The organism is gamma proteobacterium symbiont of Lampromicra miyakona (assembly GCF_059730895.1).
Map to the genome: position 1 here is coordinate 523635 of NZ_AP035933.1, position 24535 is coordinate 548169.

The window sequence follows — 24535 nt, forward strand, 5'->3', positions numbered from 1 at the left end:
AATTAAAAAAGCAGCCCGCTATCAGGGTTGATAACCGTCAGCAGGGAAATCAAACTATATTTGGGCTAATTGCATTACACATTCGCAGCGTAAAGCTTACATCACTATTTTACGATGATATTCAGGTCGTTCTCGGACACAATAATCATCACTACCGGCAATCCTTCTGCGCTCATTTTTATATGAAGTGTTTCAATGAGCTTTTCATCATCGCAGCTCGCGCGCGCAGAATATCCCTGAGGGTGAGAATGCCACTCGCCGACATAGTCCACGACATGTGCCGTGAGATGTCGTGCCTTTTCCAGCGCTTGCTCCTGCCCCATCTGCCCACGAACAAAATGTGTAGGCGAAGCAACGCTGTCGGATGGGGCCGGGATCACATCAACGATAACAATGCTTCTATTTTTGAGGTCTGTAATTCCCAGAATGGCACCACCGGTTTCGTTTGGAAGCGCCAGCTTTCTGATTTCACGGAGCTTATTTACCAAACCCTGATCAACCTTCACGGTCCACTTCCCTTGGCTAACTGATATCACGGTAAAGAGAGAAATATCATGTGCACTAACAGCACCAGAATCTTCATCAGATGACCATATGCACAATCTGGCATCTTTCCTGAGCACAGTTTGACGTAATTGTCGGGATAAAATACCGGCATGAACGTGTATAGACTCATTCGACATACGCACAGAGATATCCCTGCAGCCACCGCCAACCCAACGATCGCCATAATGATGTTGCAAATGATGGGTACCCCAGTCCTCATTCAGAATGGCACGATAATATTGACCCTCCAGCGCATCGATTCGCTGTAAACGATCTTCATCCTCCATAATCATCACGCTGGACGATCCCGATGGCGTAAGAAACAGACTAACGGTCCGGGGGATATCCTCTTTTACCGCGAGAGTTCTTGGCACTTCAAAGGTTGTGCTCACATCAACAACAATGTTTGCGTCTTTCAGCGCTGAGGAAATAGCATCATCCTCATCAAGAATACTTTTGTTTATTGCCACGGGTGCAGGCTCGTGCGGATAAATTGATTCTGCCAGCGCTCTGACAACATCAGTTTTAGGGCGTCCCAAAAAAACATCGAAACCTGTATGCCGACACAGATTATGGGGTAGTAGCTGATCTGGGTCGATTAACGTCCACGTTCCCCATCCTTCGCGTATCCATATATCTGCAAGGCAACTGCCTAAAGCACCAACTCCCGCCAGAATCCCTTTCAATGAGGCAGTCGAGGGATCGATGGCAGACATATCTCTGGCGTATGACGCATTCAGTCCAAAACGAATTTCACTCTGAATCAGCGGGATAGATTCCCATTCCGTGCCCCGACTCTCTGCCAGAAGAAGTTTCACACGATGCTGGGAGCCTTGCGCATTTTTCGGCCCCAGTAAGTCCAGTGCACATGCCAGATCGTAACGTGAAGCGTTAACGTAATATCCGAGCACATCTGTTCTCTGCACGCATCCATCTTTAATACGAGGGACCATCAGTAAAATCAGTATACCTTCCCCCTGATCGCTTTCTTTTTTAATCGGGCCCACGAGTGACTCAAACACGGTGTCTTCTAGCGTTTGCAATAAGTCACTCCCCCAGGCCTTTAATCGCTCATGCAATTTTCCCAGCGTCTGAGGGAAGGATGAAACATTGTGTGCTTCTACGGGTGGGACGCTTATCGGGAGCAAACGAAAAGGTTTAACGCCACTCCCCTTAACCTCCGGCACGGCCTTGAGCGTGACAGGTAGCTCTTCACTCATGCACTCAAGGGTGAGTTTGTGCTTGTCAGAATTAAAGTATTCCGCGTAATTGGACGGCAAAATAAGCTGATACGGGCTCAGATAAAACAGCTGTTCCAGGGGCTGGTCATCTCTGTGAAGCTTAAGCTCCGCAGATTCTCTCAGCCACCAGAAAACTCTCTCGATGAAGCGCTGAGGTGTCCAACTCCGCTCGACCGTACTCCAGGCCGTATCGTAAAGACAAAGCATTCTGGGCCTGTCATTAAGAGATGCGTGCTGATGAGACAGGACAGGAAAGTCTTTGCGGAGTGTATGGACCAGAACAGGAATGCGATTATGTGGGTTGATTTCAATGGCCAGACGTTCTTTTCGTCGGATCCCGGCAGGGTTATTCACTGCAACGGTCCCATCACCGGCATCGACAATAACAAATTCAGACCGTTTGTTATGCAGTTCCAGCACGCGCAGTTCAACGAAGTGCATGTAAGGATGCGCCTCACACGCATCCAGTATTAAAGTCGTGTTGGGGTAAAGGCCGTCACGCCCCGATCGTTCGAGGCGCACTCCTGGTTCATAATATTCGATCATTGAACTCCCAGACCGGCGCGCGGTGCTGCAGCCGCTGCTGTGCTAGCTGCTGCTGAAGCAACACCAGCCACAACACGGGCAATTGTTCCACTTTGAGTGACCTCAAACTCAATAAATTCCTTGTCTTTAAGGTCACCCGTGCAACCAAACCAGCCATCAACATCATCTACAATCTCATCGTACTCGCTTTTCGCACGAATACAGGGCGGGTCGTTTTCATCATCGAGGATTTGTTTACTGCTGGAGATGATGGTTGCACCGGCTCGGGCCTGCCCCAAGGCGTTACGGGCATCCTCATTAACTCGAGCATTTTCCCCATACTGGGACCAGCTATGGTAGGACAAGGAATGCCAGGAGCAATGGTGCGGAGTAAGGAGGAGATCATACTGAAGTACTTCGGGCTGATCTTTATAACGTTCCCAGAGACGCTCCCAGATAAGTACTTCTGCATCCCCCCCCATCAGTAAATGAACGGCATTTAGTGACCCAGCTTGTGGCAATAGCCTCATGTTCATCACAATGCTGGATTCGTTTTTGGACAGAGCTTCCTCAAGGTTTTCATCATCCTCATGCGGAGCCGGAGCAAGAAGCATGCCTGAGAAAAATGAAGAGTACTCGCCATTAATACGTGAAAACGTCTCTCCTGCTTTAACCAGAATAGCCTGTAAATTATCGGTCTTGCCATCAGCGTCCTCACCCATTATCAGGATGCGGTTACCGTCAAAGGCGAAGTGATTTGCTTGCCAGTAGCGGACGCGGCGGCGGGCTTCAGCATCAAAGGCCTGTGCATCTTTGCACAGCACATGGTTCTTGGAACGACGGCGAAAAATCAGGGGGGAAGACCATAGTTCCCTGATGATAATACGCTTTTTAGAATGATGGAGATCATCATCAGGATAATCATCGGGATGGCCTAACCAGAAGTGTTTACTCAGTCCGCCGCAATGATCATGGTCGGGATGGCTGAGCATAAAGACGTCGACAAAAGGCCGATGCTTATTATCAAATTTCAGTTTGTTTCGCAGTGCCTTAGCAACATCAGGTGTATCGTCCTGAGGATCATCAGCCGATGCCCTAATGTGAGTATCAATCAGAATCGCAGTGCCACGAACATCAGCGAGACGCACTAAAGTCATATCGCCATTACCAACCTGAAAAAACGTTATCTTAGCGGTCATCGGGTTCATCCTTCTGGTCATCAGTTGATTGAGCAATAATGCAACAACTGCTAAGATACATATAGAAATACGACTAGTCTAGTAATTATACGTATAATTTTTATTCTTATAATGTTGGTTATCAGGAATCACAGGTCATGAGTACACATACCACCAGAACAGGCAACTGGGGCCAGGACAGAAGGCTTGAGTTCATTGATTTCCGTTTAATGTGGGAGGGGCGGCTGAACCGTGCTGATATTACGGCCTTTTTCCGGATTTCTGTCCCTCAGGCTTCACTGGACCTGGCAAAATATCAGGAGATAGCACCTGAAAATGCTTACTATGATCGTAACCAAAAGTCCTACATTGCTAACGCCAGTTTCAAACCTGTTTTTGCAACGTTTGAAAGCAACCATTACCTGAACGAGTTGATAGGCCTGGAGACGGGAATCCTGTCACCATCTGAGAGTTTCATCGGATGGGTACCCCCGGTTACGAGCCTTCCTTTGCCAACCCGTAAAGTGCATCCAGAGACTCTGATTGAGTTAATTATGGCTATCAAAAACCAGCGTGCGTTAGTCGTTGACTATCGTGCGATGCGTGATGAGCCGTCAATTCGAACCCTATTTCCGACGGCTTTTGCGCATGATGGTCACCGCTGGCACGTTCGCGCCTATTGTTTTAGTTCGGAGATGTATAAAGATTTTGTTTTAGGCCGTTTTTTTGACATCGCTGAATCAATATCTCCATCGAGTGAGGTGCCCGTTGATACAGAATGGGAGACATTTATTGATGTTGTTATAGGGCCAAACCCTGACTTCTCTATGAATAAAAAAATGATAATTGAAAGCGATTATCAAATGGATAAGGGTGAAGCGAAAATACGTATCAGGAAATCCCAGTACTTTTATCTTAAGCGTCGCCTGAACCTTAATGAAGATGGTGAGCCAGTAAACGAGAGCCAGCAAATTGTATTACTGCGCATTGAAGAGCCGCTTATCTCTTCTGGAGACATCGAGCATGAATGAGAATCTGGATGTCACCAAAGTCAAAAGTAATCACGGCCTAATGATTAGTGTGATCATTCTTTATCTTTTCGCGCTACTGAGCATTTCCACCTACGCTATCGGAGCTATGTCATTAGGATGGCTACCTGAACCTTACGCACCTCTTCGAGTTCCCTTAATGTGCGGGGCGATAGCGTATACGGGAGGATGCCTCTACTGTTTCCGTGCTATATATCTCAACAAGTGTGTCAGAAAAAACTGGGACCCTGATTGGCATTTGTGGTATTTCATCCGTCCCGTCACAAGCACCATCGCGGGTGCTATCAGTTATTTATTCCTCAAGGCAGGATTGCTCGTTCTGGAATCGAGCACCAACGTAGGCTCCAGTGAAATGGGATTTTTTGCCTTAGCCTTTATCGCGGGATTTAACGTTGATAAATTTGTTGCAAAAATTGAAGAGATCGCAAAAGCAGTCTGGGGCATAGATAAAACTCGAAGTTCTAATATTAACAATGGGAATAGCGATAGTAGATAAATACTTCACACGTACTTAATTTACCCTTTCCCTCCAGATAATGCCTGACGGCAGGCATTATCTGATTTCTCTTCATCTAAAGACACTCAGCAGGCAATAAAACAATCTGTTTTTGAAGACACTTATGACATTTGCCATCAGACCCCAACCGCAGGCCCGAAAAGCCCTCTATGGCGTTTCGGCGAAGCTTGCCGGTTTACCGGTTAGCGCAGTTGAGCTGACGACCCGGTATACTGGGGAGCCGGAGGGGACCTTAGAGCTGATGAGTGCTAGAAACGGACGTCAGATCCGATTAATACAATCAGCGCAATGCCTTTGAGAAACAGACCGCTTCTGTCCTACCAATATATGGGCCGTAATTCTCAATACAGATATAACCATTTTTCTTGTAGAAATTTACAGCCCGATGGCTGATGTGTCTGGTTTCCAGCCTAAGCTCGATATATCCCATCTCTTTTGCGGAGTCTTAAGAAAAGTAAGTAAAGCACTACCAACTCCTGGCGCACTTCGGTCTGAAAACATTCTTTTAAGCTCGGCTATATCTTGCGTTAATGGCCGTATAGCACCGCATCCTACAGCTTTGCCTTATGAATTCTTTGCTAAAGCCCACAAAGCTTTATCATCACCCATGGCTTCAGCGGTGAAATTGCTTTTGCCATTATCACCTGTAATAGCGGCAATTTCCGCTGATAGCAATTCGATTAGGTAATGAAATTCTGAATAAAATGGATCAGATTTCACAACTTTTATCATGGTTATACCCTGCAGGATGAATGTGACCAACATAAAACATCCTGCTAAGGAAAGCATCAGCCCAAACGGGGGATGGGACAACCCTAATTACTAGCTATCTTGAGGATGATATGTCTGCTCCTCGCTCATAACGGACATGGACTTGTGCACCGTCCGCTTTATGCCAAAGGCAAACATCTCAACACAATCAGGTTTTATTCGATGCGTTTCACATCAGGATGATGCTCAGTTGCAGCTTCATGAAAGATATCACCCAGCCAGCCTGCAATTTCGTCTTCTGGCATATCATCTGGAATAGCAATATCAAACATTCGTGAGAATTTTCTTTCTGTCACGTCGGCGCGAAATACCTGCCAGCCATCATCCTTGCGCAGAACACCAATGTGGCGGCCAAAAACGTCATAAATCAACATATTCAATCTCCTGTGATATCTATCAGGCTCTGACGCCATACTATACCAGCGCCGATACAAATCGCTGGAAAAAGCCGCACACCGCCACTATTATCGGCTGACTTATTCACCTGCTGATAACTAAGGAGGATCTCAATGCCGTCGTGTGAACTGTTTGTTTACTCACACTTCTATGGTGACTGGACCCGCTCAGGTTTTACCGCACTCGTGCTGCGATAATCCGCCTGAGCGAAGTTCTGACAATCTAATCCCTTCTCTCCGGCTTACCGGGTTGTCGTCAGCGAAATTCTGACGTAAGGCTTTTTTGCGCCTGCAACTTGAGAGTAAGTAGATGAGCACACTCCTTTCCGCACATGCCGTCGGCTTCGACAATGCCTTTGGCCCGCTTTTCCATTCCCTGGATTTCAGCCTGAAAAAAGGCGACCGCATCGGCCTGATTGGCGACAACGGCAGCGGTAAAAGTACCCTGCTGAAAATTCTCAGCGGTGAACTGGCCGCCAGTCACGGCAGCGTCACGCCAGCCAGCCACTGTCTGCTGGCGCGCATTGAACAACACCTGCCGGAAACGTTACTTGAGGCCTCATTGCTGGATGGCGTGATCGCCCGGCTGCCCGCAGCACAGCGCAGCAGCGAGCGCTGGCGTGCCGAGGCGCTGCTGCATACGCTGGGTTTCAGCACAGCGCAGCAGTCACAAACCGCGGCGACGCTGAGCGGCGGACAGCATATGCGGCTGTTGCTGGCGCGCGCGCTGATTCTGCAGCCCGATTTACTGTTGCTGGACGAACCGGGTAACCATCTCGACCTGCCGACCCTGCTGTGGCTGGAGAATTTTCTGATCGGCTGGCAGGGCAGCTTTGTACTGGTATCCCACGACAGCGCACTGCTGGACCGAGTCACCAACTGCAGCGCAATTCTGCGCGATCGCACGCTGCATGTTTTCCGTCTGCCCTGCACGGCCGCCCGCGAGGCGCTGGCGCAGCAGGATGAGGCGGATGCGCAGCGCCACCAGGCACAGCAGCAGGAGATCGCCCGGGTTGAGAGCAGTGCAAAACGGCTGGCGATCTGGGGGCGGACCTATGACAACGAAGGTCTGGCGCGTAAAGCAAAACAGATGGAGAAGCGCATCGACTGGCTGAAAGCCGCGCAGACCACGCTCAGCGCCGGCAGTCCGTGGCAGCTGCAGTTACAGGGCGAAGCGCTGCAGGCGGATCGCGTGCTGGCGCTGCCGCCGATGTCGATTCAGCCTGCTGCCGGGGCGCCGACCCTTTTTTCCCTGCCCGCGCTGCAGGTGAAAAGTGGCGATCGCATCGCGATTGTCGGCCACAACGGCTGCGGCAAATCCTCACTGCTGCGCCAGCTGTGGCACAGCTGGCAGCAAGGCGACAGCCCGCTGTTTCATCCGCGCGCCCGCGTCGGCTATTACGACCAGAGCCTGCAACAGTTGCGTGACGACCAGACGTTAAGCGCGGCGCTACACGGTTTCGCTGCGCTGAGCGATGAGCAGTGCAAAATGGCGCTGATTAGCGCAGGCTTTCCCTGGCTGCGCCATCAGCAGAAGGTTGCCTCACTCAGCGGTGGTGAGCGCTCGCGCCTGCTGTTTGTTGGCCTGACGCTGGCGCGCTACTCGCTACTACTGCTGGATGAACCGACCAACCATCTGGATATGGCAGGCAAAGAGGAGCTGGCGCAGGCGCTGCAGCAGTTCGCCGGCGCGGTGCTGCTGGTGTCTCATGACCGCAGCCTGATCGCCAGCAGCTGCAATCGCTTCTGGCTGATTGAACAGCAGCAGCTGAGCGAGTGGCATGACTGGCCGCAGGTGACCGCCAGGCTGGCCACCGCTAATGTGCCAGTCGATCACCCGCTTGCCGCTGCCGCCGTCGATGACCGCCCGGGCGATGAAGATGCGCTGTTGCAGGCGCTGCTGGTGCTGGAAGAAAAGCTGCAGCAGGACGAAGCGCGTAAGGCAAAGCATCAGAAGCCGGCGCAGCAGCAGCAGTGGCGCAGGGAGATTGCGCAGCTGAAGCAACAGCTGAATCTGCTCTGAACGGATTGACTAACGGGGTATCGCAAACCCACAACCTGCGCCAGGGATGGCGCACTCCCCTGCGGCTGACAAAATTCCGCAGAATTTTTCTCCAGTTTGTCCCGCTTAGTGATTATTATTCTCGCTAAATTTAAGGGACGATGATGCACACAATGACGAAAAAATGGTTGTTTGCCGCGCTGACCGCGCTGGTGATTATTCTGGTTCTCTGGGCGTATTCGGCGTCACGCAGTAAACCCAATCCGCTGATGACCGCCGCGGTGCGCCAGGGCGACATCGAAAACGTGATTGCCGCCACCGGCAAAATGGACGCGATTGAGCGCGTTAACGTCGGTGCACAGGTCTCCGGTCAGGTGAAAAAGCTGTATATCAAAGCTGGCGACAACGTGCGCAAGGGCCAGCTGATCGCGGAGATCGATGATCAGCCGCAGCGCAGCGATCTGCGTAATGCACAGGCGGCGCTGAGCGTGGCGCAGGCGGATTTACAGACCCGTCAGGCTACGCTGGTACGCCAGCAGGCGCAGTTTCAGCGCCTGCAGCAGATGATTAAAACCAACGCCGTTTCCCGCCAGGATTTTGATACCGCCGCCGAAGCGTGGCGCATCGCCCAGGCAGAGTTGACGGCGCAGCAGGCGCGGGTGATTCAGGCGCAGATCGAAGTGGATAAAAAGCAGCTCGATCTCGGCTACACGCGCATCATGGCACCCATTGACGGCACGGTGGTGGCGATCGTCACGAAGCAGGGCCAGACCGTAAACGCCGTACAGAGCGCCCCGACCATCGCCAAACTGGCGCAGCTCGGCACCATGACCATCAAAGTGCAAATCTCCGAGGCGGACATTACCAATATTCAGCCCGGCCAGCAGGCGTGGTTTACCACCTTCGCCAATCCGGATAAACGCTACAACGCCACGCTGCGCAGCATCGAACTGGCTCCTGAGTCGGTGATGAAAGATGATGCGCTGATGGGAAACAGCGAAAGCAATACCGTGAGCAGCACGAACGCGGCGGTGTATTACAACGCCCTGCTTGATGTGCCGAACCCGGATAATGCGCTGCGCATCTCCATGACGGCGCAGGTTAATCTGCTGCGTGACCAGGCGAAAAACGCGCTGCTGGTGCCGGTACAGGCCACGAAAAAGGCCAGCGATGGTCGTACTTACGTCGAAATCGCGGATCAAAATAATCAGCCAGAGAAGCGCTACATCACCACCGGCATCAGCGACAGCGTTGACATTCAGGTACTGAGCGGGCTGCGCTTAGGGGAAAAAGTGATCCTTGCCACGCAGCAGCCGGGCGCGGACAAGGTGGTGATGTGAATATCATCGAACTGCACAACATTCAGCGCAGCTACGTCAATGGTTCGCAATCCCTGCAGGTGCTGAAAAACATTAATCTGCAGATTGCCAGCGGCGAAATGGTGGCGATCATCGGGCCCTCGGGCTCAGGCAAATCCACGCTGCTGAACATTCTTGGCTGCCTTGATGCGCCGGACAGCGGTGATTACCTGATTGGCGGCAAAAATACCGCCACGCTCTCGCCCGATGCGCTGGCGCAAGTGCGGCGCGAGCACATCGGCTTCATCTTTCAGCGCTATCACCTGATGCCGGATCTCAGCGCGCTGAGCAATGTTGAAATACCGGCGATTTATGCCAACTTATCCGGCACCGCACGCCGTCAGCGCGCCGCACAGCTGCTGGCACGGCTCGGATTACAGGGGCGCGAACAGCATAAGCCGGGCGAGCTGTCAGGCGGCCAGCAGCAGCGTGTCAGTATTGCGCGTGCACTGATCAACGGTGCCGAAATTATCCTCGCCGATGAGCCCACCGGCGCGCTCGATTCGCACTCCGGTGAAGAAGTGCTGCGCATCCTCAGCGAACTGAACCGTGAAGGTCACACGGTGATTATCGTTACCCACGATATGAAAGCGGCGCAGCACGCGGAACGCATCATTGAAATTCAGGACGGCGAGATTTTTGCCGACAGCGGCAGCGCTGCCACGGCCGCAAAAACGCACTTTACGCCAGCGCCACGCAAGCGGCAGAGCAGATTCCGCGGCCTGCTTGACCGGCTGCGCGAATCATTGCGCATGGCGCTGAATGCCATGAACGCCCACCGCCTGCGCACAGCACTGACTATGACCGGCATTATCTTTGGCATTGCCGCCGTCGTCACCGTGGTGGCGCTGGGCCAGGGCGCGCGGGAAAAAACGCTGGAGAGCATTTCCGGACTGGGTACCAATGTGGTTTCTATCTATGCCGGCGGCGATTATGTCGAGGATGAAGCACATCCGGTACAAACCCTGGTGATGGCCGATGCCGATGTGATTGCGCGCCAGCAGTTTGTCGCCGCCGTCAGTCCGGAGATCATCGCCACGCAGCCCATTCGCTACCTGGCCAACGCCTCCAAAACTTCAGTTTCCGGCGTGGGCGTCGACTATTTTCGCATTCAGGGCATTAAGCTGGTGGAAGGCAGCAACTTCAGCGATGAGCGGCACGCGCGCCAGGAAATCATTATTGATATCAACACGCGCAATAAGTTGTTTGGCGAACAGGGCCCGAGCCCGATTGGCAAAATGATTGTGCTGGGATCGGTGCCGGTGCGGGTTATTGGCGTGGCCAATAATGAAGATGGTCTGTCGCCCAACCGCCTCAGCGTCTGGCTGCCGTGGAGCACGGTGATGTATCGCATCAGCGGTCAGACCGCGCTCACCAGTATCAGTATTAAACTCAAAGATGATGTGGTGAGCGGTGCGGCGGTGGAATCGCTCACCCAGTTGCTGACGGCGCGCCACGGCACCAAAGATTTCCTGATGTTCAACCGGGACAAGTATCGTAAAGCGATAGAAGGTGCGGCGGCCACGCTAACGCTGCTGATTTTACTGGTGGCTTCGATTGCGCTCATGATCGGCAGTATTGGCGTAATGAACATCATGCTGGTGTCGGTGACCGAACGCACCCACGAGATTGGTGTGCGCATGGCGGTGGGTGCGCGACGCGGCGACATTATGCAGCAATTTATGATTGAAGCCGTGCTGGTGTGCCTGGTGGGCGGATCGCTCGGCGTGGCGCTGTCTCTGGTGATAGGTCCGGTCATTTCACTGCTGGCTGGCGGCGTGCTGACCGCCATCTACTCGTGGCAATCGGCTGGCGCAGCGTTTGCCTGCTCAACCATTATCGGCATGATATTTGGTTATCTGCCCGCGCGCAAAGCCGCACGAATGGATCCGGTCGCCGCGCTCGCCAGCGAATAAAATCAGCAACCGGACCGGCACATTATTCATGCTGGTCCGGCCATTTCAGGTCTAATCCGAAAGTCATTAAATCAATTAGCCCCGCAGGTCATCATCGGCGTAGACTGAACGCGTCTCTAATTTAGACACATCACCGATTATCTATTCGATGGCTATCACTCGCCCGAGAGTAAGTTATGTTAGAACCGCACTATTTTTATTTATGTCACGATCCGGACGCCGGCTGGGTATTGCATAAAAAAGGCTGTTACGTCCTGGAATTTGAGGAAGAGAAGCGCTTTATCGGCTCTTTGTATACTGTGCATCAGGCGCTGACGGTAGCGCGTATCCACCATCCGCAAATAGCCTGTTGCCGCGACTGCCTGCTGGACAAAGGCCGGTCGAAAAGAACGCCGGTTAATAAAGAGAAAAATCTGATTCCCTCTCGCCATTTTGACGACGACGCGAAAAAATAACGGTGCAGATTACGCAAACCTAATGTGTTTTGAAATGGTGAAATAAACTCTCCTGCTTCGCGTTTATTTAGCCGCAACCGGATTCATTTCTGACAAAATAACCGACGTGTAAGTCGGGAAATCAACTCAGCGTTTGTCGCCTGACGGTTTGATATTAAAGCAGTTATCCACAACTGACGTGCAAAGAGGCTGGCTTATCCTGTGGATAAACGCCTGGGCTCCGCCTGTTGCGCCCGCTGAGCAGGATTGGTCAAATTTCGAACGCCAGCCTGTTGCTTTTGTTCGTTTGAAGCCTTCCGGAAACAGCAAAGCCGCCCGAAGGCGGCCTTAACGCAGTGCATCTGTCTGAACTTAGTTATACAGTTCAGCCGTCATGTGCACGCGGTTGTTGGTGTTGGCTTCAGTAATTTTATACTGAGCGCCCTGCTCCTGCGCCTGCGCGGCGATTTTAGCTTCTGCACCGTCCAGCGTAGAGGAAGTCACGGTTACGCTCTGGGCAAAGCTGGCAGCTGACATCAGTGAAAGAGCGGCAACAGCGGCGATTGACATAGCTTTAATGGTTTTCATGGTCTTATTCCTTAATGGTTGTGGCTGAAGGCTGTGTGCCTTCGATGGAACTAATAATAACTCAGGTTACTATACTGCAATTGATAATTAGTGCGGTTATCATGATCGTGCTAATTATTTCTGGTTGCCCGGTTGCGCCAGCTCAGCGCGCACCGTCGCGATAAATTGCGGCCAGTGGGCAAAACGAATCACCGGAACGTGAGCGGGGCGTTGCGTGCGCAATGCATCTGCAAAAGCCAGCGCCTGCCGGTTGATATCCACGTTGTTCAGCATATTGCGTTCTCCTGCCAGACAGTCTGCGCTGCAAATTCAGCAATATCGCCAGAATGCTTGATACGCTGCGAGCCTGACTGCACGACAAAAAAGGCCGCCCGTCAGGCGACCCGTTCTGGCACATCCCTGTGCAACCATCCGTTATTTGTAGAGTTCAGCGGTCATATGCACCAGGTTGTTGGTGCTGGCTTCCAGAATTTTATATTGCGCACCCTGCTGCTGAGCCTGAGCGGCAATTTTCGCTTCGGCACCATCCAGTGTGGTGGAGGTGGCTGAAACGGTTTGCGCGAAGCTGGCAGCAGACATCAGGGAAAGCGCGGCGGCGGCGGCAATGGTCAGTGTTTTGATAGCTTTCATGGTCATATTCCTTAGCGTTTGATGAGAAGGCGCTGCGCCTTCGATGGGGATAATAATAACCATGATTACTATTACAAAATTGATAATTAGTGCGAATACTATGATCGCACTAATTGTTAATGCATGATACTTAAATTATTTATTTATAATCAATAGGTTGATTAGATTTCAATGCCCATATAGCGGCACAGAGCGTTAAAGCAGCCATCATATTTAAGGCGAATTGCTACTGAAACAGGAGACGAATGGTTGACGGCGGGATGGGTCTGAGTACGGGCGCGAAAACCTCGCGCCGCGATTTTGTTGAGGGAAGTCTGACCTCAGACTTTATTTTTATAATTGAAACTGATCTGCGAATTTTGCTCGCGCGGAAGTCGTCTGGCTTCTAAATATACCGATTTCCAGTACGGATTATTCAGTGACGAGCGCATCACGCCCTGGCTGACTGAGGCATGCAGGAACTGGCGATCGGTATCGTAAAAGCCGACATGCAGCTCATGCTTAATGCGGAAGAACACTAAGTCGCCAGGCTGTAAATGCGCCTGATCGACCGGCTTACCCATGGCGATCAATTCACGCGTTGTGACGCGATCCATGGGAATATTGAAACGATCTTTTAAGGTGCGCCAGACAAATCCGGAACAGTCAACGCCGGATAATTGCGTTCCGCCCCACTGATATTTGGTGCCTTCCCACGAATGCATTTGATCGTGCAAAGCGGCTATTACCGGAATTAAATCGGGCTGTTTACCACCGTCCTGCGAGGTATCAACACTTTCCTGCTCCGGTGCTGGCGAGGAGTGAGACGAGCAGCCAGCCAGGGTTAATAACATCAGGCAGGCAATAAGGTTGCGGGCCGCAGTAGCAATCATAGGGTGACGTTTCACAGTGGATAACAGGGATAGCAGATTTATACCGTAAAGAAGTTGCAGAAATAAAGCGTCTCCGCCCGAATTCTCGCTGTCTTCACTAATTTTACCTAAGTTTACAGAAAGGTAACGCTATGTATTTAGGATAAAAATCTATATCTTTTGCTGCTTTGCGCCGACAGCGCATATTTATCCGGCAAATTGCGTTTAAATTTTATTCCGCAGCCTGACCGACGGACCTGCTGCGAAATAACGGGAAAGCTTATTTGCGCACGTTATCGCGCAGCGGCGACTCCGGCAGCAGCAGCGACAGTATAAACGCCAGCAGCATAACGCCGGCGGCCATCTGAAATGCGGCATGCACCGCATCACTGAACACCAGCAAATAAGCCTGACGCAGCGCTGCAGGCAAATGGTTCACGGCGACCGGATCCAGCGAAGGCGGCAGCACGTTACCCTGCTCTATCAGTCGGGTCGCTCCGGATTTCAGCACGTGACTGAACACGGCACCAAACAGCGCAACGCCGATCGAACCGCCCACCGAGCGAAACAGCGTAACCGATGAGGTCGCTACGCCGATGCGATCGGGCGTCACCGCATTTTGCACCGCCAGCACCAGCACCTGCATAGTCATGCCCATTCCCATGCCGAGCACGCTGGAGAACAGATAAATGTGCCAGAGCGGCGCATCCAGCGTCAGCGTAGTCATCAGCGCCATCCCGGTTGTGGCCAGTAGCGTCCCGGCGATGGGGAACAAACGGTATTTCCTGCTGCGGCTAATCATGCGACCACTAATGATTGAGGTGACCAGCAGCCCGCCCATCAGCGGTAACAGCTGTAGTCCGGCCTCGGTGGGCGTGGCGTTTTTTACTACCTGCAAATAAAGCGGCAAAAACGTCACGCTGCCAAACAGCGCCATGCCGATAATAAACGCCATCAGACTGGCGAGGGAAAAACTGCGATTACGGAACAGATCGAGTGGAATGATCGGTTCCCATGCGCGTCGCTCCTCATAGATAAACCCCAACACGCCAACCAGCCCCATGGCCAGAATGCACCATAGCTGGGGATCTGACCATTCGCGCAGCGTGCCGCCTTCACTGGTAAACAGCGTTACGCCCACCAGCGCCAGGCTGAGAAACACCGCACCCGGATAATCGATTTCATGGGGTTTGCGTCGGCTATCCGCTTTAAACACCGCATTAATGATCAGCAGTGCCAGCAGGCCGAGCGGCAGATTAATGTAGAAAATCCAGCGCCAGGACATGTGCTGCACGATAAAACCGCCCAGCAGCGGCCCAATCACCGTCGCCAGACCAAACACGCCGCCAAACAGGCCCTGGTACCGGCCGCGATCGGCGGGCGGAATGACATCCGCGACCGCCGCCATGCTCACCACCATTAATCCGCCGCCACCCAGTCCCTGCAGCGCACGGGTAAAAATCAGCTGCGGCATGTTTTGCGCCAGCCCGCACAGCGCCGAGCCCAGCAAAAACAGCACCACCGAGATTTGCAGCACCGTTCGGCGGCCAAACAGATCGCCAAATTTGCCGTACAGCGGCACAACCAGGGTTGAGGCCAGCATGTAAGCAGTGACGATCCACGACAGACGATCCAGTCCGCCCAGTTCGCCGACGATAGTCGGCAGCGCGGTTGAGACAATGGTCTGATCAAGCGCGGAAAGCAGCATCACCAGCATCAGCGCGCCCATCAGCAGGCGAATGGAAGGCGGGCTGGTTGCCCCACTGTCGCGCTGCGATGTGATAGATTGAGGTTTCATAACGACACCGTTTGAAATTAATTAAATGCACAATTAATATTAACCGAAGTCTGACACGAAACCCGTGAGTACGTAAAGATGACCGCACAAAAAGTGATGGAGAGCGAGACAGCGCCTTCTGATAAACCCCGCCGGCCGGGACGTCCACGCGGCGGCGCAATCAATGCCCAGCAGCGCGAGCATCTGCTGGACATCACGCTCGCGCTGTATGCGCAAAACGGCATCGCGGAAACCTCGCTCAACGCCATAGCCCGTAAAGCTGGCGTCAGCCCGGCCATGCTGAATTACTATTTTCAGTCGCGCGAGTCACTGCTGGATACCGTGGTCGCGGAACGCTTTGTGCCGTTACGGCAACGGCTGGAAGCGCATTTTGTCGAAGAGAGTAGTGAACCTGTCGCTGCGATCAGCGGATTTATTAAAGAGTTCGCGGATATCGTGCTGAGTCATGACTGGTTCGCACCGCTGTGGCTGCAGGAAGTCGCCAGTGGTCAGGGGCTGGGCGGCACGCTGAAACAGCGTCACGGTCATGCCGGACGCGAACGGATTCGCGCGTTGCTGATTCAATGGCAGCAGCAGGGATTACTGAACAACCAGCTGAATGTCGATGTGCTGATGACCTCAATTCTCAGCATGGTACTGGTGCCCTTTACCCGCTTTGCCCACGAGCCGGGCTTTGATACCGAAATGATTCTGCAGCACACCCTGAGCATGGTGTGCCACGGTATACAGCCGCGCAACTGAGTCAGGCGTCGTCGCCGTGGGTTAGCGTCTCCAGCTGCTGCCAGAAATCTTCCGGCACCGGCTGCACCCGGGGTGGCGGCTCGGCAATGTGCTGTTCAAGGGAGGCCAGCAGCTGCTGGGTTTCACTGTTCTGTTTATCGCAAGACGTTGAAGACATATCTAAAACCTAAAAAAACATCAGGCGATTATTGTAAGGATTTCACGCAAAGAATAAATAAACGAGACGGGAAAAAGGGATCTGCCCTGCTTTTTTTTGCCCTTCGCGCAACTTTTTACCGACTGCGGCGAACTGTCTGACTGAACCCCCCTAACCGGACCTCTTTCACCGCAGGAGCAGATCATGACAACTATCAGGCATCTCATCGCTACCCTCACCCTCGGCACCACGCTGAGCCTCGCCGCCTTTGCTGCTGGCGCGGCGCTGCCCGTCGGGGCCAAAGCACCTGACTTTGAACTTCAGGGCGCGCTGGCCGGTAAGCCGCTCACCTTCTCGCTGCAGCAGGCGCTGCAAAAAGGGCCGGTGGTGCTCTACTTCTTCCCGGCGGCCTTCAGCGCGGGTTGTACCATTGAGGCGCACGACTTCGCCGAAGCCACGGATGATTTCAAAAAAATGGGCGCCACGGTGATTGGCGTCACCGCCGGTAACACCGAGCAGATCAGCGATTTTTCTAAGCTGGAGTGTCGTGACAAATTCGCCGTAGCTGCCGATCCGGGTGCCAAAGTGGCCGCCGAATATAAAACGCTGATGCAGATAAAAGGCAAAACGCTGTCTGACCGCACCTCTTATGTGATTGCCCCCAACGGCAATATTCTGCTGAGTTATACCGACAGAAACCCGGATACCCATATCGAAAAAGCGCTGGCGGCGGTGAAAGAGTATGACGCTGCGCATCCGCAGCAAGCGCAGTAAGTGAGAGGCCAGCCATGTTAACCGCGATGCTGGCCGCCTTTTTGGGCGGCATCATCCTCAACCTCATGCCGTGCGTCTTTCCGGTGATTTCGCTGAAAGCGCTTGGCCTGCTGCGCCATCAAAGCCAGGCTGCCAGCGCGCGCCGGGAAGGCCTCGGATTCCTGCTCGGCGTGCTGGTGACCATGATGGCGCTGGCTGGCATTCTGCTGGCCGCACGCGCGGGTGGCGCCGCGGTCGGCTGGGGCTTTCAGCTACAGTCACCGCTGGTGATCGCCCTGCTGTCGCTGGTGATCCTGGCTGCCGCGCTTAACCTGCTTGGCGTCTTTGAGGTGGGACTAACGGTGCAGCGCGTCGGGGCCATCGACATCCAGCGCGGCGCTTTTTTGCGTTCCGCGCTGACCGGAGCACTGGCGATCATCGTAGCCACACCCTGTGCCGCGCCCTTTATGGCCAGCGCCATCGGCTACGCGCTGGTGCAGCCCCCTGCGGTTGCGCTGGTCATTTTCTTTGCGCTGGCGCTCGGCTTCGCCGCGCCGTTTACCCTGCTGTCGCTGTTCCCGCCGCTGGCACGATTTTTACCGCGTCCTGGCGTCTGGATGGATATCCTCAAGCGCGGGCTGGCCTTTCCCATGCTCGGTGCCTGGGCCTGGCTGGTGTGGATTCTGGCCCAGCAGGCGGGCAGCAGCGCGCTGGCTGTTGTGCTGGCCGCCTCGGTGGTGCTGGCGTTTGCCGGCTGGCTGTATGGCATGGCGCAGCAGCGCCGCTTTGCCGGAAAAGGGCACAAAGCGCTGTTCAGCGTCACGGCGATATTGCTGATTGCGGTGATCGCGCCGCTGCCGGGGCTGATCAAGCCAGGCGCGGCGCTGCAAGGCGATATACAGGCGCAAGTCAGCAAACAGACGTGGACGCCGCAGGCGGTGGCCGCTCAGCGCGGGCATGGCAAAGCGATTTTTGTCGATTTTACCGCATCATGGTGCATCACCTGTCAGGTGAACGAGAAGACCTCGCTGTCGACCCAGGCGGTGAAAACCGCACTGGCGAAAACCGGTACGCTGTACATGGTGGCAGACTCGACTAAATTTAACCCGGACGTTGATGACGTGATGAGTGAGTTTGGTCAGGGCGGTTTACCAATGTACCTGGTGTATCCGGCTGATGGCGGACCACCGAAAGTACTGCCGCAGGTGCTGACACCCGGCATCGTAGTGGATGCGTTAAACCAGGCGGCAGCGAAGAAGACGTAACGGCAACAAGGCAGCGTATGCACACAGGCGATAGCGCACGTGAAAACTGGCCCGGACTGATGGAACGCGCGCAGGCCGGGGATCAGTGTGCCTATACCCGGCTGCTGCGGGCGCTGGTGCCGGTGATACGCGCGCAGGTGCGGCGCAGGCTGAGCGATGAAGCCTTAACGGAAGATGTGATTCAGGATGTGCTGCTCACGCTGCATCGCGTGCGCCATACCTACGATCCCGCTTACCCTTTTCTGCCCTGGCTGACGGCGATAGTCTCGGCGCGCGCCATTGATGCCCTGCGCCGCCGCGGCCGCCAGCTGCACTGCGCGCTTGACGACGCTCAGGCCGCCGATCCCGCCAGCACGGCAGAACAGCAGCAGCTGGACACCCGGCAGGAGCTGGCGGGCTATCTCAGCCAGCTGCCGCTGCGTCAGCGTGAAATCGTTGAGCATGTTCATTTGCATGAAATGAGCCTGAACGAGGCGGCGGCACACCATAATCTGAGCGTATCGGCGGTGAAATCGCTGTTGCACCGCGCGCTCATCAATCTGCGCCGCTTTGGAGCAAACCATGACTGACCATCATTTGCTGATTGAAAAACTGGGGCGCGATCTGCGCCCGGTGAAACGCCCGCCGGCGACCGGAAAACGCGTGCTGGGCTGGCTGGCGCTGGCGCTGCCGGCCGGCATCGCGGCCAGTTTGCTGGTGCCGCGCACTCTGACCGACTGGTCGCAGGCCGGCGCGATGCAGGCCGCGCTGCAACTGATGCTTGCGTTTATCCTCGGGCTGCTGGCGATGCGCAGCGCCTTTGAACTCAGCATTGCCGGCCGGCGCGGCATCAGCGCAAAGCTGCTGTTGCCGCCGGGTCTGCTGTGGCTGGGATTGAGCGCCAGCAATCTGCTGCAGACGGCCACGCCGCTGCAGCAGCACGACACGCTGCCGTGCTTTGTTTTCCTGCTGGTGGTGAGTCTGCCGATGCTGCTGCTGACCATCATCAGTCTGCGCCGGACGCGGGCGCTCTATCCGGCCCGCAGTCTGGCCATGGCGGGCCTGGGCGTCGCCTGCATGGCGGTGAGCCTGCTGGCGTTCTGTCATCCGGTGCACCTGCATGCGCTGGATTTGCTGCAGCACCTGGCGGCCATTGTAAGCATCATCGTGCTGACCGTATTGCTTGGCCGGCGCTGGGTGCAGATCGCCTGACGACGCCGGCCAGTAACGCGATCAGGGAATGATGCGCTCCGCACGCAGTCGGTCGAACAGCTGGGTGAAGGAATCCAGCGTGGCGCGATAGCCGGTAAAGCCGGCTTTACGGCTCTTGCTCATATCGGTAAATGCCTCCATCGGCCGGCCCAAATCCGCATCGGTGTGCCACCACGACGCCAGTTTATCGATGTCTGCTTCACGCAGCTGATAGCGCACAGCGATCTCACGCCAGGCCGCTGCGGCTTCCTGCATGCGTCCTTCCAGCGGCATCATCTGCGCCGGATAGTCTGCAGCTTCAATACCGAAATAGTCTGCCAGACGCGGCCACAGCCAGTTCCAGCGGAACACATCGCCGTTCACCGCGTTGAAATCCTGATTGGCAGCCCCCTCAGCACGGGTCGCCCACAGCAGCTGTTCCGCCAGTAAACCGGCTTCGGTGACATCGGCCAGACCGTTCCACTGCTGCGGCGAGCCGGGAAAGATGAACGGCCAGCCTTTTTCACGGCACAGCGTGGCGTAAACGGCCAGCGTCTGCCCCATGTTCATGGCGTTACCCAATGCATAACCGATGATGGTGTGCGGACGGTGCACGCTCCAGCTGTAGCCATATTGCTCTGCGCCGGCAAACACTTCGTCTTCCTGCGCATAGTAAAAGTTATCGACTGGCTGACGTCCCTGCTCTTCGCGGAACGGCGTCACCGGCACCGCACCTTTGCCATATGCTTCGAACGGACCGAGGTAGTGCTTCAGCCCGGTCACCAGTGCCACATGTGCGCCGTTCAGCCGCTCGCCGAGCGCGGCAATGACGTTATGCACCATGCCGCCGTTAACGCGGATGTTTTCTTTTTCATTCGCCTGGCGTGACCAGACGCTAAAGAACAGCGCATCCGGTTTTTCCTGCGCCAGCGCATTGCGCACCGCTTCTGCATCGGTCAGATCGGCCGTCAGACTGCGGCAGCCTTCCGGAATGGCACCGCGTCCGCGCGACAAACCGGTTACCTGCCAGCCCTCGCTTTGCAGCCTTTCCGCCAGCGCACGACCGATAACCCCGCTGATTCCCACGATTAACGCCTGTTTTTGCATGTCGAATCTCCTCTGTTGCAGTTATCCTTAGCGTAATAGAGAATTAAATTCTTAGCCGTGGCATTAATTCACATCATTCATGAACTGGATTCACTAATACATGCACGATCAGCGTCTGAAAGACATCGTTCCTTTTGTCGCCAGTGTCGAAAGCGGCAGTTTTGCCGCTGCCGCTGAGCGTCTGCACCTGACCGGTTCCGCCATCAGCAAAAGCGTGACGCGGCTGGAAGCGCGGCTCGGCTCACGCTTGCTGGAGCGCACCACCCGCAGCCTGACGCTCACCGACGCCGGCAGCGCCTATTACCAGACCTGCCTGCGCATTATGGAGGAGCTGGCGGAAGCCGAAGCGGTACTGGCGGCGCAGCGCACCATTCCTTCCGGGCGATTGCGGCTGGCAGTGCCGAATACCTATGGCCGGCTCGGCGTGATGCCGCTGCTGATTCCGTTCTGTCAGCAGCATCCGGATGTGGAACTCAGCCTGACCTTCTCGGATCGCTTTATTGATCTGTTTGATGAGGGTATTGATGTCGCGGTGCGCATCGGCGGTTCGCCCGATCTGCCCGCCTCGCTCGGCTACCGGCCGATGGGCCGCGAGCGTATGGTGTTTTGCGCCGCGCCGGACTATCTGGCGCGCGCAGGCAGACCGACCAGCGAGAGTGAGTTGCTGCAGCATCGGGCGATTCTGTACGAGCGCGTTGACGGCAGCACCAAGCCGTGGCTGTTCACCACGGAGGATGGACATCCGCACTGGCGTCAGGTGCCGTCTCGCATGGCGCTGGGCGAGGTGGATGCACAAATGCAGGCGCTGTGCGCTGGCCTTGGGGTGGCGCAGATGCCGTCATGGCTGGTGCGTGACGCGCTGGCGAGCGGCGCGCTGGAAGTGATTGTGCCGCAGCAGCAGCCGGACGGTCTGCCGCTGTCGGTGATTTGGCCACGGCGCAAACAGCTACTGCCGAAGGTCGACGCGCTGCTGGCGGCACTTGACGGCCTGCAGATCAGGTGAAACGTTTTTAGCGATGGTTCAGCCGGCGCGACAGCCGGTCGCCACACAGCTGCAGCAGCGTGACCAGTGCCACCAGCACCACGATCACCGTGAGCATGACCTGCATATCGAAACGCTGGTAGCCGTAACGATAAGCCAGATCGCCCAGCCCGCCGGCGCCAATCGCACCGGCCATCGCCGAGGCATTAATCATCGTCACCAGCGTAATGGTAAAACCGCTGACGATGCCAGGCCGCGCTTCCGGCAGCAGCACGTGCCAGACAATATGCCAGCGCTGAAAGCCCATCGCCTGCGCCGCTTCCGTCAGCCCTTTATCCACTTCGCGCAGACTCACCTCCGCGATGCGGGCAAAAAACGGCGTCGCCGCCAGCGTCAGCGGCACCACGGCCGCCCAGACGCCGTAGGTGGTGCCGACAATCCAGCGGGTAAACGGGATCAGCGCCACCATCAGAATCAAAAATGGAATCGAGCGGAACAGGTTCACCAGCCAGCCCAGCAGCCGGTTGAGCAGCGGATTGGGGAACAGATCGCCGCGCCCGGTCACCACCAGAATCACCGCCATCGGTAAACCGATCAGCAGTGCCAGCAACGACGACACGCCGACCATCAGCAGCGTATCCAGCAACCCCTGCCATAAACGATCAATAGCCAGTGACATAACCTGCAACCTCCAGTTGGTCCGCCAGCGGATGAAGCGCGGTAAGGGCTGCCGGCGCGTCGTGCCGGGCATCCAGCAGCAGCAACAGCTGGCCGGTGGGTTTGCGATCGACCCATTCAACCGCGCTATACAGTAGCGTCAGCTCGCCGCTGACCTGTGCGCTGATCGCCGCCAGATCCGGCTGCGCGCCCTGCCCGCTGTAGCGCAGCCGCACCAGCAAACGCGAGTCCACGTCCTGACGTTGCGGCGTCAGCAGCGGCTGGATGGCCTCCGGCAGCGCGCCGAATTGCGGATTAAGCAACTGCCGCGTCGTCTCATGCTGCGGATCGCTGTACACCTGCCACACCGGACCGCGCTCAATGATTTCACCCTGATCGATCACCGCCACCTGGTGACACAGGTCGTGCACCACGTCCATCTCATGGGTGATCAGCACAATAGTGATATGACGCTGCTGATTGATTTTTTTCAGCAGCGCGAGAATGGCGCGCGTGGTTTCCGGATCCAGCGCCGAGGTTGCCTCGTCGCACAGCAGCAGTTCCGGATCGTGCACCAGCGCGCGCGCAATGCCGACGCGCTGCTTCTGCCCGCCGGAGAGTTGCGCCGGCCAGGCATGCTGGCGCGCTTCCAGCCCAACCAGCGCCAGCAGCTCATCCACTTTTTGCCGCCGTTGCGCCGCCGGTATGCCAGCCACCTTCATCGGCAGCTCAATGTTTTGCCGCACCGTTTTAGCGGACAGTAAATTGAAGTGCTGGAAAATCATGCCGGTGCGGCGCCGCCACTGCACCAGCTGGCTGGCACTCAGTGAACTGAGATCAATACCGTCAATCACCACCGCACCCTGCGTCGGATTTTCCAGCCGGTTCAGACAGCGGATCAGCGTCGATTTGCCCGCACCGCTGCGGCCAATGATGCCAAAAATCTCGCCGCGTTTAACCTGCAGGTCGATGTGCTTCAGCGCATCCTGCGACTGGCCGTCATAGCGTTTGCTCAGCCCGCGGATCTGCACATGCGCACGGCCCGCCACCGGTGTCGTGGTGTGCAGCGCCGCCTGCTCGCCAGGAAGAGTCAGGCTGACCATGATTACTGGCTCCAGCCCGGCTGATACAGCTTGCCGTAGAACTCATCCAGCTTCGCGCGCACCACCGGCGAGTGCTGATAGATATCAACAAACTTTTTGAGACGCGGATCGTCCTGATGTCCGTCGCGAATCACGAACTGAATCACATATTCCGGATGCTCAAGGCCATCAAATAACAGGGCCTTATTGGGGTCGATGCTCTTAGACAAACGCAGATAGTGCGGATATCCCTGCGCCAGGTCGACCTCATCCAGCGAGCGCGACAACTGCACTGCTTCCACTTCGATGATTTTCAGGTGTTTGGGATTGCTGGCGATATCATCCACGGTGGATTTCAGCCCGCTGCCCGGTTTTAACGTAATCAGCTGCGCTTTTTGCAACAGCAGCAATCCGCGCGCACCGTTAATCGGGTCATTGGCAATCGCCACCGTGCCGCCGTCCGGAATCTGATCGATTGCCGTGTGCTTCTTCGAATAGAGTCCGATGTTATTGATGATGGCGGGCGCATACGGCACCAGATGGAAACCGCCCTCGCGGTTGGCATTGTCAAGAAACGGCTTGTGCTGGAACAGGTTGACGTCAATGTCGCCATTTTCCACACTCACGTTCGGCGCAGTCCAGTCGGTGAACTCCACCAGCTCCACCTGCAGTCCCTGCTTTTTCGCTTCAGCCACGGCGGTTTCCAGCGGCGGCGCGAAAGCCGCCGTGGTACCGACTTTGAGGGCACCGCTGTAGTCACCGGCGGCAAACGCGCTGGCGGTTAATATTGCGGCGCTCAGCGCCACTAATGAGGCAAATTTCATCCTGATTTCCTGAGGTTAA

At 55.3% G+C, this 24535-nt stretch carries 25 protein-coding genes and 1 pseudogene; 12 read left to right on the plus strand and 14 right to left on the minus strand.

Features of this window, described 5'->3' with window-relative positions; genetic code table 11:
- Nucleotides 1-104: 104 nt before the first annotated feature.
- The gene (gene cap2-3, locus AC6I8P_RS21905) at nucleotides 105-2333 is read right to left on the minus strand and encodes an anti-phage 6A-MBL system cap2_3 protein (RefSeq protein WP_498031220.1); all 2229 of its coding nucleotides are present in this window, start codon (nucleotides 2331-2333) and stop codon (nucleotides 105-107) included.
- On the minus strand, nucleotides 2330-3511 hold the full coding sequence (gene mblB / locus AC6I8P_RS21910; RefSeq protein WP_498031221.1) for an anti-phage 6A-MBL system MBL-fold protein: 1182 nt from the start codon (nucleotides 3509-3511) through the stop codon (nucleotides 2330-2332). The genes cap2-3 and mblB overlap by 4 nt, the downstream gene beginning before the upstream one ends.
- Nucleotides 3512-3648: 137 nt before the next feature.
- On the opposite strand from mblB, the gene AC6I8P_RS21915 reads away from it, so the two are divergent.
- Nucleotides 3649-4521 (plus strand): BrxR family helix-turn-helix transcriptional regulator, encoded by an 873-nt coding sequence (locus tag AC6I8P_RS21915; RefSeq protein ID WP_498031222.1) that lies wholly within the window; start codon nucleotides 3649-3651, stop codon nucleotides 4519-4521.
- Nucleotides 4514-5035 carry a hypothetical protein gene (locus AC6I8P_RS21920; protein WP_498031223.1) on the plus strand — a complete coding sequence of 174 codons (522 nt, stop codon included), beginning with the start codon at nucleotides 4514-4516 and terminating at the stop codon, nucleotides 5033-5035. The genes AC6I8P_RS21915 and AC6I8P_RS21920 overlap by 8 nt, the downstream gene beginning before the upstream one ends.
- 301 nt (nucleotides 5036-5336) lie before the next feature.
- Here the strand turns inward: AC6I8P_RS21920 and AC6I8P_RS21925 are convergent.
- Together AC6I8P_RS21925 and AC6I8P_RS21930 are read right to left on the minus strand one after the other, a co-directional pair.
- Nucleotides 5337-5821 (minus strand): annotated as a pseudogene (locus tag AC6I8P_RS21925) (GNAT family N-acetyltransferase).
- Between the two features lie 161 nt (nucleotides 5822-5982).
- Nucleotides 5983-6201, minus strand: a complete 219-nt coding sequence (locus AC6I8P_RS21930; protein WP_021508980.1) for a DUF7661 family protein — start codon at nucleotides 6199-6201, stop codon at nucleotides 5983-5985.
- 331 nt (nucleotides 6202-6532) lie between these two features.
- Here AC6I8P_RS21930 and AC6I8P_RS21935 point away from each other — a divergent pair, with 331 nt between their 5' ends.
- The 4 genes from AC6I8P_RS21935 (at nucleotide 6533) to AC6I8P_RS21950 (ending at nucleotide 11953) form a co-directional block, all read left to right on the plus strand.
- Complete coding sequence (locus tag AC6I8P_RS21935) at nucleotides 6533-8245, plus strand: ABC-F family ATP-binding cassette domain-containing protein (RefSeq protein WP_498031224.1); 1713 nt, start codon at nucleotides 6533-6535, stop codon at nucleotides 8243-8245.
- Between the two features lie 143 nt (nucleotides 8246-8388).
- The gene (locus AC6I8P_RS21940; protein ID WP_498031352.1) at nucleotides 8389-9564 is read left to right on the plus strand and encodes an efflux RND transporter periplasmic adaptor subunit; all 1176 of its coding nucleotides are present in this window, start codon (nucleotides 8389-8391) and stop codon (nucleotides 9562-9564) included.
- Nucleotides 9561-11498 carry a MacB family efflux pump subunit gene (locus AC6I8P_RS21945; RefSeq protein ID WP_498031225.1) on the plus strand — a complete coding sequence of 646 codons (1938 nt, stop codon included), beginning with the start codon at nucleotides 9561-9563 and terminating at the stop codon, nucleotides 11496-11498. Before AC6I8P_RS21940 ends, AC6I8P_RS21945 begins: the two co-directional genes overlap by 4 nt.
- A 176-nt stretch (nucleotides 11499-11674) precedes the next feature.
- Nucleotides 11675-11953, plus strand: a complete 279-nt coding sequence (locus tag AC6I8P_RS21950; RefSeq protein WP_058770289.1) for a hypothetical protein — start codon at nucleotides 11675-11677, stop codon at nucleotides 11951-11953.
- Nucleotides 11954-12304: 351 nt separating this feature from the next.
- On the opposite strand, the gene AC6I8P_RS21955 is transcribed toward AC6I8P_RS21950, so the two are convergent.
- The 5 genes from AC6I8P_RS21955 to AC6I8P_RS21975 form a co-directional block, all read right to left on the minus strand.
- The gene (locus tag AC6I8P_RS21955) at nucleotides 12305-12520 is read right to left on the minus strand and encodes a YdgH/BhsA/McbA-like domain containing protein (RefSeq protein ID WP_058770290.1); all 216 of its coding nucleotides are present in this window, start codon (nucleotides 12518-12520) and stop codon (nucleotides 12305-12307) included.
- 114 nt (nucleotides 12521-12634) lie between these two features.
- Entirely contained in the window at nucleotides 12635-12793 is a 159-nt protein-coding gene (locus AC6I8P_RS21960) for a hypothetical protein (RefSeq protein WP_338671194.1), read from the minus strand.
- A gap of 141 nt (nucleotides 12794-12934) precedes the next feature.
- Nucleotides 12935-13150 carry a YdgH/BhsA/McbA-like domain containing protein gene (locus AC6I8P_RS21965; RefSeq protein ID WP_059009207.1) on the minus strand — a complete coding sequence of 72 codons (216 nt, stop codon included), beginning with the start codon at nucleotides 13148-13150 and terminating at the stop codon, nucleotides 12935-12937.
- Nucleotides 13151-13470: 320 nt separating this feature from the next.
- Nucleotides 13471-14022 carry a C40 family peptidase gene (locus AC6I8P_RS21970; protein WP_021508972.1) on the minus strand — a complete coding sequence of 184 codons (552 nt, stop codon included), beginning with the start codon at nucleotides 14020-14022 and terminating at the stop codon, nucleotides 13471-13473.
- Nucleotides 14023-14281: 259 nt separating this feature from the next.
- Nucleotides 14282-15799, minus strand: a complete 1518-nt coding sequence (locus tag AC6I8P_RS21975) for an MDR family MFS transporter (RefSeq protein WP_498031226.1) — start codon at nucleotides 15797-15799, stop codon at nucleotides 14282-14284.
- 78 nt (nucleotides 15800-15877) lie between these two features.
- Here AC6I8P_RS21975 and AC6I8P_RS21980 point away from each other — a divergent pair, with 78 nt between their 5' ends.
- Nucleotides 15878-16540: a TetR/AcrR family transcriptional regulator gene (locus tag AC6I8P_RS21980; RefSeq protein WP_058776048.1), complete on the plus strand. Its 663-nt coding sequence runs from the start codon at nucleotides 15878-15880 to the stop codon at nucleotides 16538-16540.
- A 1-nt stretch (nucleotide 16541) separates the two neighbouring features.
- On the opposite strand, the gene AC6I8P_RS21985 is transcribed toward AC6I8P_RS21980, so the two are convergent.
- Nucleotides 16542-16697 carry a hypothetical protein gene (locus AC6I8P_RS21985; RefSeq protein WP_021508969.1) on the minus strand — a complete coding sequence of 52 codons (156 nt, stop codon included), beginning with the start codon at nucleotides 16695-16697 and terminating at the stop codon, nucleotides 16542-16544.
- Nucleotides 16698-16880: 183 nt separating this feature from the next.
- On the opposite strand from AC6I8P_RS21985, the gene AC6I8P_RS21990 reads away from it, so the two are divergent.
- Genes AC6I8P_RS21990 through AC6I8P_RS22005 form a run of 4 tightly spaced genes read left to right on the plus strand, consistent with a single transcriptional unit; the run spans nucleotide 16881 to nucleotide 19885 of the window.
- The gene (locus AC6I8P_RS21990; protein ID WP_058776049.1) at nucleotides 16881-17450 is read left to right on the plus strand and encodes a peroxiredoxin; all 570 of its coding nucleotides are present in this window, start codon (nucleotides 16881-16883) and stop codon (nucleotides 17448-17450) included.
- Nucleotides 17451-17464: 14 nt separating this feature from the next.
- Nucleotides 17465-18694, plus strand: coding sequence for a protein-disulfide reductase DsbD family protein (locus AC6I8P_RS21995; protein WP_058776050.1), 1230 nt, complete (start codon nucleotides 17465-17467; stop codon nucleotides 18692-18694).
- Nucleotides 18695-18711: 17 nt separating this feature from the next.
- Nucleotides 18712-19263 (plus strand): sigma-70 family RNA polymerase sigma factor, encoded by a 552-nt coding sequence (locus AC6I8P_RS22000; protein ID WP_021508966.1) that lies wholly within the window; start codon nucleotides 18712-18714, stop codon nucleotides 19261-19263.
- Nucleotides 19256-19885 (plus strand): NrsF family protein, encoded by a 630-nt coding sequence (locus AC6I8P_RS22005; RefSeq protein ID WP_498031227.1) that lies wholly within the window; start codon nucleotides 19256-19258, stop codon nucleotides 19883-19885. The genes AC6I8P_RS22000 and AC6I8P_RS22005 overlap by 8 nt, the downstream gene beginning before the upstream one ends.
- A 21-nt stretch (nucleotides 19886-19906) precedes the next feature.
- Here the strand turns inward: AC6I8P_RS22005 and AC6I8P_RS22010 are convergent, their stop codons facing one another.
- Entirely contained in the window at nucleotides 19907-20971 is a 1065-nt protein-coding gene (locus tag AC6I8P_RS22010) for an SDR family oxidoreductase (RefSeq protein ID WP_498031228.1), read from the minus strand.
- Nucleotides 20972-21071: 100 nt separating this feature from the next.
- On the opposite strand from AC6I8P_RS22010, the gene AC6I8P_RS22015 reads away from it, so the two are divergent.
- Nucleotides 21072-21974, plus strand: coding sequence for a LysR family transcriptional regulator (locus AC6I8P_RS22015; RefSeq protein ID WP_498031229.1), 903 nt, complete (start codon nucleotides 21072-21074; stop codon nucleotides 21972-21974).
- Nucleotides 21975-21981: 7 nt separating this feature from the next.
- Here the strand turns inward: AC6I8P_RS22015 and AC6I8P_RS22020 are convergent, their stop codons facing one another.
- The 3 genes from AC6I8P_RS22020 to AC6I8P_RS22030 are packed head-to-tail and all read right to left on the minus strand — an operon-like array spanning nucleotide 21982 to nucleotide 24516.
- The gene (locus AC6I8P_RS22020) at nucleotides 21982-22632 is read right to left on the minus strand and encodes a methionine ABC transporter permease (RefSeq protein WP_021508962.1); all 651 of its coding nucleotides are present in this window, start codon (nucleotides 22630-22632) and stop codon (nucleotides 21982-21984) included.
- Nucleotides 22616-23713, minus strand: coding sequence for a methionine ABC transporter ATP-binding protein (locus tag AC6I8P_RS22025; protein ID WP_058776052.1), 1098 nt, complete (start codon nucleotides 23711-23713; stop codon nucleotides 22616-22618). Before AC6I8P_RS22025 ends, AC6I8P_RS22020 begins: the two co-directional genes overlap by 17 nt.
- 2 nt (nucleotides 23714-23715) lie before the next feature.
- Complete coding sequence (locus AC6I8P_RS22030) at nucleotides 23716-24516, minus strand: MetQ/NlpA family ABC transporter substrate-binding protein (protein WP_152390923.1); 801 nt, start codon at nucleotides 24514-24516, stop codon at nucleotides 23716-23718.
- Between the last annotated feature and the right edge of the window lie 19 nt (nucleotides 24517-24535).

Excerpts from the sequence above, each read along its gene's own strand:
- AC6I8P_RS21975 (WP_498031226.1), bottom strand. The coding sequence starts at position 15,799 with ATGAAACCTCAATCTATCACATCGCAGCGCGACAGTGGGGCAACCAGC.
- AC6I8P_RS21980 (WP_058776048.1), top strand. The coding sequence starts at position 15,878 with ATGACCGCACAAAAAGTGATGGAGAGCGAGACAGCGCCTTCTGATAAA.
- AC6I8P_RS21960 (WP_338671194.1), bottom strand. The coding sequence starts at position 12,793 with ATGCTGAACAACGTGGATATCAACCGGCAGGCGCTGGCTTTTGCAGAT.
- AC6I8P_RS21920 (WP_498031223.1), top strand. The coding sequence starts at position 4,514 with ATGAATGAGAATCTGGATGTCACCAAAGTCAAAAGTAATCACGGCCTA.
- AC6I8P_RS22030 (WP_152390923.1), bottom strand. The coding sequence starts at position 24,516 with ATGAAATTTGCCTCATTAGTGGCGCTGAGCGCCGCAATATTAACCGCC.
- AC6I8P_RS21970 (WP_021508972.1), bottom strand. The coding sequence starts at position 14,022 with ATGATTGCTACTGCGGCCCGCAACCTTATTGCCTGCCTGATGTTATTA.
- AC6I8P_RS21965 (WP_059009207.1), bottom strand. The coding sequence starts at position 13,150 with ATGAAAGCTATCAAAACACTGACCATTGCCGCCGCCGCCGCGCTTTCC.
- AC6I8P_RS21990 (WP_058776049.1), top strand. The coding sequence starts at position 16,881 with ATGACAACTATCAGGCATCTCATCGCTACCCTCACCCTCGGCACCACG.
- AC6I8P_RS21995 (WP_058776050.1), top strand. The coding sequence starts at position 17,465 with ATGTTAACCGCGATGCTGGCCGCCTTTTTGGGCGGCATCATCCTCAAC.
- AC6I8P_RS21955 (WP_058770290.1), bottom strand. The coding sequence starts at position 12,520 with ATGAAAACCATTAAAGCTATGTCAATCGCCGCTGTTGCCGCTCTTTCA.
- AC6I8P_RS22010 (WP_498031228.1), bottom strand. The coding sequence starts at position 20,971 with ATGCAAAAACAGGCGTTAATCGTGGGAATCAGCGGGGTTATCGGTCGT.
- cap2-3 (WP_498031220.1), bottom strand. The coding sequence starts at position 2,333 with ATGATCGAATATTATGAACCAGGAGTGCGCCTCGAACGATCGGGGCGT.
- AC6I8P_RS21930 (WP_021508980.1), bottom strand. The coding sequence starts at position 6,201 with ATGTTGATTTATGACGTTTTTGGCCGCCACATTGGTGTTCTGCGCAAG.
- AC6I8P_RS22005 (WP_498031227.1), top strand. The coding sequence starts at position 19,256 with ATGACTGACCATCATTTGCTGATTGAAAAACTGGGGCGCGATCTGCGC.
- AC6I8P_RS21985 (WP_021508969.1), bottom strand. The coding sequence starts at position 16,697 with ATGTCTTCAACGTCTTGCGATAAACAGAACAGTGAAACCCAGCAGCTG.
- AC6I8P_RS21940 (WP_498031352.1), top strand. The coding sequence starts at position 8,389 with ATGCACACAATGACGAAAAAATGGTTGTTTGCCGCGCTGACCGCGCTG.
- AC6I8P_RS21935 (WP_498031224.1), top strand. The coding sequence starts at position 6,533 with ATGAGCACACTCCTTTCCGCACATGCCGTCGGCTTCGACAATGCCTTT.
- AC6I8P_RS22015 (WP_498031229.1), top strand. The coding sequence starts at position 21,072 with ATGCACGATCAGCGTCTGAAAGACATCGTTCCTTTTGTCGCCAGTGTC.
- AC6I8P_RS22020 (WP_021508962.1), bottom strand. The coding sequence starts at position 22,632 with ATGTCACTGGCTATTGATCGTTTATGGCAGGGGTTGCTGGATACGCTG.
- AC6I8P_RS21950 (WP_058770289.1), top strand. The coding sequence starts at position 11,675 with ATGTTAGAACCGCACTATTTTTATTTATGTCACGATCCGGACGCCGGC.
- AC6I8P_RS21915 (WP_498031222.1), top strand. The coding sequence starts at position 3,649 with ATGAGTACACATACCACCAGAACAGGCAACTGGGGCCAGGACAGAAGG.
- AC6I8P_RS22000 (WP_021508966.1), top strand. The coding sequence starts at position 18,712 with ATGCACACAGGCGATAGCGCACGTGAAAACTGGCCCGGACTGATGGAA.
- mblB (WP_498031221.1), bottom strand. The coding sequence starts at position 3,511 with ATGACCGCTAAGATAACGTTTTTTCAGGTTGGTAATGGCGATATGACT.
- AC6I8P_RS22025 (WP_058776052.1), bottom strand. The coding sequence starts at position 23,713 with ATGGTCAGCCTGACTCTTCCTGGCGAGCAGGCGGCGCTGCACACCACG.